The sequence below is a fragment of the Cyclonatronum sp. genome (genome assembly GCF_022565315.1).
In the GTDB taxonomy this organism is placed as follows: Bacteria; Bacteroidota; Rhodothermia; order Balneolales; family Cyclonatronaceae; genus Cyclonatronum.
Window position 1 is genome coordinate 1 of the sequence record NZ_JAIUMX010000133.1, and the last position, 8602, is coordinate 8602.

The 8602-nt window shown below is 51.0% G+C and carries 8 protein-coding genes; 7 read left to right on the top strand and 1 reads right to left on the bottom strand.

Annotated features, from left to right (window positions below; all coding sequences use genetic code 11):
• The 7 genes from LAT75_RS14125 to LAT75_RS14155 all read left to right on the top strand — a co-directional run.
• Nucleotides 1-374: HipA domain-containing protein (locus tag LAT75_RS14125; RefSeq protein WP_291483326.1), on the top strand; the 374-nt coding region annotated here is incomplete at its 5' end.
• 141 nt (nucleotides 375-515) lie between these two features.
• Complete coding sequence (locus LAT75_RS14130; RefSeq protein ID WP_291483327.1) at nucleotides 516-1520, top strand: histidine kinase; 1005 nt, start codon at nucleotides 516-518, stop codon at nucleotides 1518-1520.
• Complete coding sequence (locus tag LAT75_RS14135) at nucleotides 1517-2248, top strand: LytTR family DNA-binding domain-containing protein (RefSeq protein ID WP_291483328.1); 732 nt, start codon at nucleotides 1517-1519, stop codon at nucleotides 2246-2248. Before LAT75_RS14130 ends, LAT75_RS14135 begins: the two co-directional genes overlap by 4 nt.
• A gap of 146 nt (nucleotides 2249-2394) precedes the next feature.
• Entirely contained in the window at nucleotides 2395-3621 is a 1227-nt protein-coding gene (gene hutI / locus LAT75_RS14140) for an imidazolonepropionase (protein WP_291483329.1), read from the top strand.
• A 391-nt stretch (nucleotides 3622-4012) separates the two neighbouring features.
• Entirely contained in the window at nucleotides 4013-5899 is a 1887-nt protein-coding gene (mnmG, locus tag LAT75_RS14145; RefSeq protein ID WP_291483330.1) for a tRNA uridine-5-carboxymethylaminomethyl(34) synthesis enzyme MnmG, read from the top strand.
• 98 nt (nucleotides 5900-5997) lie between these two features.
• Entirely contained in the window at nucleotides 5998-6660 is a 663-nt protein-coding gene (locus LAT75_RS14150; protein WP_291483331.1) for an RsmG family class I SAM-dependent methyltransferase, read from the top strand.
• An 87-nt stretch (nucleotides 6661-6747) separates the two neighbouring features.
• Nucleotides 6748-7695 (top strand): WYL domain-containing protein, encoded by a 948-nt coding sequence (locus LAT75_RS14155; RefSeq protein WP_291483332.1) that lies wholly within the window; start codon nucleotides 6748-6750, stop codon nucleotides 7693-7695.
• A gap of 73 nt (nucleotides 7696-7768) precedes the next feature.
• On the opposite strand, the gene LAT75_RS14160 is transcribed toward LAT75_RS14155, so the two are convergent.
• Nucleotides 7769-8602: hypothetical protein (locus tag LAT75_RS14160; protein ID WP_291483333.1), on the bottom strand; the 834-nt coding region annotated here is incomplete at its 5' end.

Below are 8602 nucleotides of genomic sequence, written 5' to 3' on the forward strand. Positions count from 1 at the left end.
ACATCACGTATGATTTAGAGCAGCTATGGAGACGGATTTTGTTCAGTATTTGTGTATCCAATACCGATGATCATTTAAGAAATCACGGGTTTATTCTTACGAAGAAAGGGTTGATCTTGAGTCCGGCATACGACATTAATCCTAATCCTAATGGCTACGGGCTTTCTCTCAATATTGATGAGCAGGATAACAGGCTGCAAAAGGATATAGCGCTCAGCGTTGCACCTTTATTCAGGTTAACCCAAACTAAAGCCATTCAGATCGCCGCGGAAATTGAACAGGTTGTCAAGAGCTGGAGAACAGAGGCCGAAAAAATACATATTGGCAAAAGAGAAATCGAAGAAATGTCGTCTGCATTTCTGCCTTATGCATAATCAGACCTGTCCTCGGGCAGAGTAGCCACTGCACCGGATGATTCAGTACCGGCTGTGACGAATGCTGTTCATCCCTGTTGATTTTATGTGAGGTGAGCAGGCTGTATTTTTTAGCCAATCCGATACATCTAACATATTTCTATGTTACTTACCGCTCCCATCAGAAAAACACTCCTCAAACACCTGGCCGGGTGGCTGGTTGCGCTCTTAATTCTCGCCATTAATGTGCATCAATCGTACGACCCGAACGAAGAAGTCGCACGACTTGAGCCTCTTTTGGTAGTACTTTTGCTGTGGGTGTGTATCATTGCGGCAAGTTATCTGAGCCTTTTCCTGCACACGTATTATTTTAAACGGGGGAAGTATGTTCAGTATGGAATCACGTTTTTAGCGGGGGCTGTATCGGTCGCGATGGCTTTCCGTTTTGCGGGCGAGTTTATGCTGGATACCGGTTTTGTTCAAACCGCAATTACTGACGTGATCAGTTTCAGCATTGTGATGGCTTTGGCCCTGGGCGTGCGCTATGCGAAGCGAGGCATCATAGATCAGTACCGCCTACAGAAAACGGAGGCCCTGCTCCTTAAATCAGAGCTTGAAACCCTGAAATCACAACTCTCCCCCCATTTTCTGTTCAATACGCTGAATAACATTTACGGAACCAACCTTGACGATCCGGAGAAAGGTTCGGAAATGATTCTGCACCTTGCCGAGCTGTACCGCTACTTCCTCGATATTCAAAAAAAAGAACGGGTTTCACTTAAAGAAGAGCTCGCGTTTATCCGTCATTATGTGGAGCTTGAAAAACTCAGGCTTACGGAAAACAACCATATCCATTTCCGGTCTGATATCACCAACCCCGACACCAAAATCGCTCCCCTCCTGCTTATGCCCCTCATTGAGAATGCCATCAAATACGGCTGCTTTCCTGGTGGTCAGTCCGTTGTTGATATCGATATTGTGTGTAAAGACGGGGTGCTGAACCTCTCAACCCGAAACAGCTTTGAGCCGGGTCGCAAAGTGGTTTCTTCCGGCAACGGACTGAGCAACCTGAGCCGCCGGCTCTCCATTCTGTATCCGGATCGCTTTACCCTGCACAGTGAACCACAGGATAAGATGTGGCTCGGCAAGCTGAGGATTACCTTATGATTCGTGTTTTGATTGTTGATGATGAAGCCCCGGCGCATAAAGTGCTGGAAACCTATTGCGGGAGGGTTTCAGATCTTCGGATTGTCGGGAACTGTTATGATGCCACCTCGGCCCTGAACCTGCTGCGTGAGCAGGATGTCGATCTGATGTTTCTGGACATTCAGATGAGCGACCTCACCGGCCTTGAGCTGCTTCAAACGCTGGAGAAGCCTCCGCAGGTCGTTCTTGTTACCGCATACGCCGAATATGCTTTAGAAAGCTATGATTTTGGGGTATCCGACTATCTGCTGAAGCCCGTTCGCTACGCACGCTTTCTACAGGCCGTGGAAAAAGTCCGCAAACGATTGCAGCACAATACTATAGAAACAAATACCCCTTTGCCGGAAACACGCCCTGAAAAAGCAGCCGATACCGATGCCTTCACCACGGTTGAAGAAGAAGGCGTACTCCGGCGGATTCCGCTCCCTGAAATCCTTTGGGCGGAATCGGCAGCTAACTATGTAAAACTGCATACCGCCGGTTCGGTGCATACCAAGCGCATCACGCTGAGCGAACTCGAAACCCTGTTCAGGCCGCATGGTTTTCTGAGGGTTCACAAATCGTTTCTGGTCCGCGCTGATGCCATCCGGGCGCTCGACGGCAACCGCATACGGATTGGGGATGAGCTCATCCCGGTAGGCGCAACTTACAGGCAGGCCGTGCGGGATGCGCTCAAAGGGATTTGCTGACCAAAGGCTTGTTACTTGCGGTCAGGGCTGCTTTTGTTATTTTGGAAGGGTAAAATTGCTGCTGCTGCCGGGGTTTCAGAACAGCCCGACAGTGGCTACGCAATTTAATTCAACTAATTGATATTACTGAACTAATACTCTCCAAAATGCCCGTTCTATCCAACATCGGAATGCTGTACACCTGCGCCGCGGCCGGCGGTCAGGCCGAGCTTCACCCTGTAAAGTACGCCGCGTTGGTGTGGGAGCGGGATAAAATTGTATGGACTGGCCCCGAGGCAAGTCTGCCGGCGAAGTATCAGGAGTGGGAGCGTGTGAACGCCGGCGGGAAAATGGTTATTCCCGGTTTGGTTGAGTGCCACACGCACCTGGCTTTCGGCGGCTGGCGGGCCGATGAGTTCGAACTCCGCTCACTCGGGCGCCCCTATATCGAAATTGCAAAAAGCGGCGGCGGCATTCTCAGCAGTGTCCGTGCCACCCGGGAAGCATCACCCGAAGAACTCCTCACCAAATGTCTCGGGCATTTGGAGCAAATGAAGGCGCTTGGCATCACAACCGTAGAGTGCAAGAGCGGCTACGGCCTCAACCGCGACGACGAACTCAAGCTGCTTCAGGTGTACCGCGATCTCGACCGCATGCAGCCGCTCGATATTGTCTCTACCTTTCTGGGCGCACACATGGTGCCGCCGGAGTACGCTGATCAGCGAGAAAAATATGTTTCCTTCCTCGTTGAAGAAATGCTCCCGGCCGTTGCTGAAGCACAGCTTGCCCGTTTCTGCGATATATTTATTGAAGAAACCGCCTTCACCATCGATGAAGCCTACACCATCCTGGCCAATGCCATCGATTACGGCTTTATGCTCAAACTGCACGCCGATCAGCTGAGTGCCGGCGGCGGTGCGGAACTTGCCGCGCAACTCGGTGCCGTTTCAGCAGATCACCTCGAGTACATTTCTGATGCCGGCATTCAGGCCATGAAAAACGCGGATGTAGTCGCTGTGAGCCTTCCGCTCGCGAGCTTTTACCTGCGTCTGCCCGCCATCCCTGCCCGCAAACTTATCGAAGCGGGTGTGTCGGTTGCCGTCTCAACGGATTTCAACCCCGGTTCCGCTCCAAGCTTCCATCTGCCAGCCGCCATGACCATGGCCTGCACGCTTCAGCACATGAGTCCGGCGGAGGTGCTCAAAGGCGCTACCCTGTATGCAGCCAAAGCCCTGCGCATGCAGCACGATATCGGAAGCCTCGAACCCGGCAAACGCGCCGATTTCGCCCTCATCGACGCCCCCTCCGTTAACCACTGGCTCTATCACCTCCGCCCCAACGCCTGCACCGCAAGCTGGAAAGACGGCATTCAGATTCACGGGCAGGATAGTTAAGGAACGTATCACAACAGATTACCCCAAAAAACCAAGCCTGATCCCGGCTAATCAGCACATTACCAACTCTTTTTTATTTGGAGGAACTCCGTGCGCATCACTGGCTTTCGTGCCAGCCCGATAAATCCCAAGCCTGCGGCAAGTCCCGTGCTTTTTGATTGGAATATAAGAACCCGGATCTAAGGGATCACCTGCCTTTCGTTACAACCGGCAGGTTGGGCACCCGGATTTAACTGATCGGGCCTGATTTATGCCGATTAGCTTTGGTTACAAAAAATTAGCCTGTTAAATCTAATTTGCCTCAAAAACAGCCCTTTAAGCAGCTTTCATAAATTGTGGTTATCTTACAAGGCTAAAGAAAAATCAACTTTTCAGTCTGCTGCACACTACTATGTCATCACTTTATTCCAGGTATAACGTCATCGTTGTTGGCGGAGGTCATGCCGGCAGTGAAGCCGCTGCCGCCGCTGCGCGAATGGGCATGCGTACACTCATGATTTCCATGAACCTGAACGCCATCGGTCAGATGTCCTGCAATCCCGCTATGGGCGGGGTCGCCAAAGGGCAGCTTGTGCGTGAAATCGACGCCCTTGGCGGTATTTCCGGCATTGTGACCGATCAGACCGGGGTTCAGTTCCGCATGCTCAACCGGAGCAAGGGTCCGGCCATGTGGTCGCCCCGCGCACAAAGTGACCGCATGCTATATGCTCTGAAAATCCGTGAACAACTCGAAGCCATTCCCACCCTGTTTTTCCGTCAGGACAATGTGGTGCATATTCTTATCAATGAAAAGAAAGAAGCCTACGGAGTCGTAACGCAGACCGGTCAGGAGATTTACGCCGATGCGGTAGTCGTTACGAGCGGCACTTTCCTGAACGGCCTCATCCATATCGGTGAGAAAAACTACGGCGGCGGCCGCTCCGGTGAGCGGGCCTCGAAAGGCATCACCGAATGCCTCGAAGCGCAGGGTTTTGAGTCAGGCCGGCTCAAAACCGGTACTCCGCCCCGCCTCGACGGCCGCACCGTGAATTACGACAAGCTCGAAATTCAGTACGGCGATGAGGCCCCGTCCCCCTTCTCCTTCCTCACGGACAAGCTGCCTTCCATAGATGAGCAGCTCAGCTGCTGGATCGGCTACACGAGTCCGGAAGTGCACGAGGTGCTTCGCGGCGGATTCGACCGCAGCCCCATGTTCAACGGCGCCATTAAGTCAACCGGGCCGCGCTATTGTCCGAGCATTGAGGATAAAATCAACCGCTTTGCCGAGCGCGACCGTCATCAGCTCTTTCTCGAGCCGGAGGGCTGGAATACTTATGAAATGTACCTCAACGGTTTCTCTACGAGCCTTCCGGAGGATGTACAGTACAATGCCCTGCGCACCATAGAAGGCTTTGAAGATGTGATGATGATCCGGCCGGGTTACGCCATCGAGTACGATTACTTCCCCCCGCATCAGATTCACCGGAATATGGAGACCAAGCTGGTGGCTAACCTCTTTTTTGCGGGTCAGATCAACGGCACTACGGGCTACGAAGAAGCGGCCTGTCAGGGGCTTATGGCGGGCATAAACGCGGCCCGCAAGGTTCGGGGCGAAGGCGAGCTCGTACTTTCCCGCTCGCAGGCGTACATCGGCGTACTGATTGACGACCTCGTAAACAAAGGCACCGAGGAGCCTTACCGCATGTTTACCTCCCGTGCGGAGCACCGCATCCTGCTGCGTCAGGACAATGCCGACCTTCGCCTGACGCAGATCGGGCACGAAATCGGCCTCGCTACGCCGGAGCGCTACGAGCGCTACACCAAACGCCGCGACGACATCGATGCCCTCATGAAGATGTTCGGCGATCACAGCGTAAAGGGTGAGGTGTACAACAGCCTGCTTGAGTCGCTTGGCACAACGCCGCTGCGGCAGACCATCAAGTTCCCGAACCTGATTACGCGCCCCGAGCTGAGCCTTGCGCAGATGCTTGAGGCCGATCACGAGCTTCGGGCAAAGGCAGAAGCCATCACAACATCCAAAACCGAGCTTGAGCAGTGTGAAATTCAGTTCAAATACGCCGGCTATATCCAAAAAGAGTACGATATGGCGGAAGAAATGAGCAAGAAAGAGCACATGCGAATCCCCGATAGAATCAATTACGAAGGCATTCACAGCCTTTCAACGGAAGGGCGCCTCAAGCTTCAGAAGGTGAAGCCCGAGACCATTGGTCAGGCCGGACGCATCAGCGGTGTTTCGGCAAGTGACCTCTCGGTTCTGATGGTCTATCTCAAAAACTGACCGAAATTGCCTAAATTGGAGCGCCGAGCAGCACGTCTGTTTCGGCGCTTTTTTTATTTTACTGACTTATGATGACCTACCGTTCAAGCCCTTAACCCATGATGTCCCACAAAATAGTACCCAAGTTTTTCTCCGACATGATGCTCGAATCGGTCAACAACCTGATCGAGGTCAACGAAGAACAGCTTTCCAAATACGCTGATATGCTGCTTTGGTGGAATGAAAAGGTTAACCTGCTCAGCCGCAATTCCGACAAAAAAAGTGTTGAGAAACACATCGTGCACAGCCTCTTCCTGGGCGTTGTTGGTAGTTTTGCCCGGGAAAAAGCGTTTGTTGATATTGGCTCAGGCGGCGGGCTTCCGGGCATTCCGCTTGCAATCTGCTTTCCGGAAAAGCAGTTTGAGCTGCTCGACCGCACCGCGCGCAAATGCGCTGCGATGAATGATATGATTGGTCAGCTCGGGCTCAAAAATGCCGCAGCCCATCAGACCGATGCCGGCATGTTTCACGTGAAACATGCTTCCTTCGGATGGACGAGCAAACACGCCATTAAACTCAGCGAATTCGCAACCCTCTCCGAAAAATACCCGCATGCAAAAGCGTATTTCCTGAAGGGCGAGGATTACAAGGAAGAACTGAGGGATGTGAGTCTTCCGCTTAAAGTATTGGAATTCAAAATAGATGATTATTTGGAAGATCCTTTCTATGACGGAAAACGGGTTCTCATTTTAGAGCAGCTGCAGGCCGGCGATCAAAGCTAAGCAGGCCGGAATTTGTTTAGCAGCTGTTTTTTTTGGTTATATTGAGAAAACAAAGCGATACAAAGATCCCAAAATATCAGGGCACAAATGAACTCAACTGAACGGCGACTTAACCTTTTACTGCTGCTGCAAAGCAACCGAAAGTGGACCGTTAAAGACATGGCCAATCACTTCGGCGTAAGCAGGCGAACCATTTTCCGGGATTTGGCTACTTTTTCCGAGATCAACCTGCCGGTTACCTACGATAAAGAAGGTGGTCACGGCATGATGAAAGGATACTCCATCCCCCCTATCATGTTCACCCCGAAAGAACTCGCGATTATTCAGATCGGCCTTTCTTTTGTGGATTCACAGGTTGATGAAACCCTGGTGAAAGACGCCCGCGCCGTTCAGTCCAAAATCGACAACGTGCTCCCAACCGAAGAGCTGAAATCATTCATGACCGATCTCGGCCACAAAACCATTGTAGATCCCTATAAAATGTATGCCGCCCAAAAGAAAAAAGGCGGTGACTGGTTTACCATTGCAAACGGCATTTCTCAGCATTTCGAAGTCGTTTTCGACTACGTTTCCCTAAAGGATGGCAACAAGGAAAAGCGTCAGGTACGTCCGTATCTGCAGGTCTATTATACCGATCACTGGACCCTGATCGGCTACGACACCAACCGAAGGGACATCCGCAGCTTCCGGCTCGACCGTATGAAAAATGTGCAGCTAACCGCTCAGAAATTCAGCGGCAACAACATACCCGGGGTCAAATCACTGCTGTTTCGGGTAAAGGAAGAATCCGCAACAACCATAGCTGTTCTGGTTTCCGAGAAAGAAGCGGGCCGGTTCAGAACTTCGGTTCCAGCGGAAATTGATACAGAAGAAATACGGGATAACGGACAGCTGTTCCGCTTCAGGTTTGACAACCTTGATTACATCAACGAATGGCTTTTCACCTTTCACAATGAAGTAAAAGTGCTCGAACCCCGCGAGCTGGTCGAAAAACGGGTGATGCTCATTCAGCAAATGCTCAGAAGAATCGGATAGAAAACCTGAAAAAAGGGATGTTTCACGTGAAACATCCCTTTTTCTTTTTAGTGAAAAGAGTTCAATATGGCTTTCAGAAGTCGAAAACGCGCTTGTCGTCGGATGGGAATAAGTGCCGGGCCGGAAGCCATGATGACGCATCAATCAGTGAATAACGGCTTGCTGAATCAACAGCAGTAAGATCAAGCGTGAGCACACCGTTAAAGCGTTCGCCATGTTTTCTCAGATATGAAGCATCAGGGAGCTTAATCAAAAAATACCGTGATCCCCGCAGATCAAGCAGCATATATCCGTGACTAACGTAGCGGCTTTCCCAATCAATAGATTCCGAAGTATTCGGCGTCGCTTTTACATCAACAGCAATGCACTGTCGTTTGCCGGCCTCTTTACTGTCGTTAAACGGCCAATGATTTTCGGACGTAATGATGTGAAGCCGTCCTTCATTACTCAAACCGTTTTCAATTTCGTTTTGAAGAACGGGATCCAATCCAAACTTTGGCAAAAATCGTTTCCAGCGGTTGTTGGCCGCTACAAGCGAAAAGGACCTGATTTCTCCGGTGATAAGAAGCGATAAATGAAACTGTTTCTGCGATTCTAACTGGCTTATTAACATCTCTTCCAGCTTTTCCTCATTGAGAAAACGGGAAACAAGCAAGGGTATCAGGCGGCTAAACAAGCGAATCCATTTACTGCCGCTCCAAAACCGCAAATCTTTGCTCCCCTGCCCTACCATTTCATTAAGCCTCAACGAAAGCTGTTTTGCGGAGCGCTTTAAGGATTGGGTGAAATCGACCTTCTGATCCGGCAGTTCACCTAAACCTTGAAATAATGGATGAGTGCTGTCAAAGCCTTCCTGAAAAGAAAGGAAATGGAAGGCAGCCCATTTACCACTTGCGAAATCAGCACT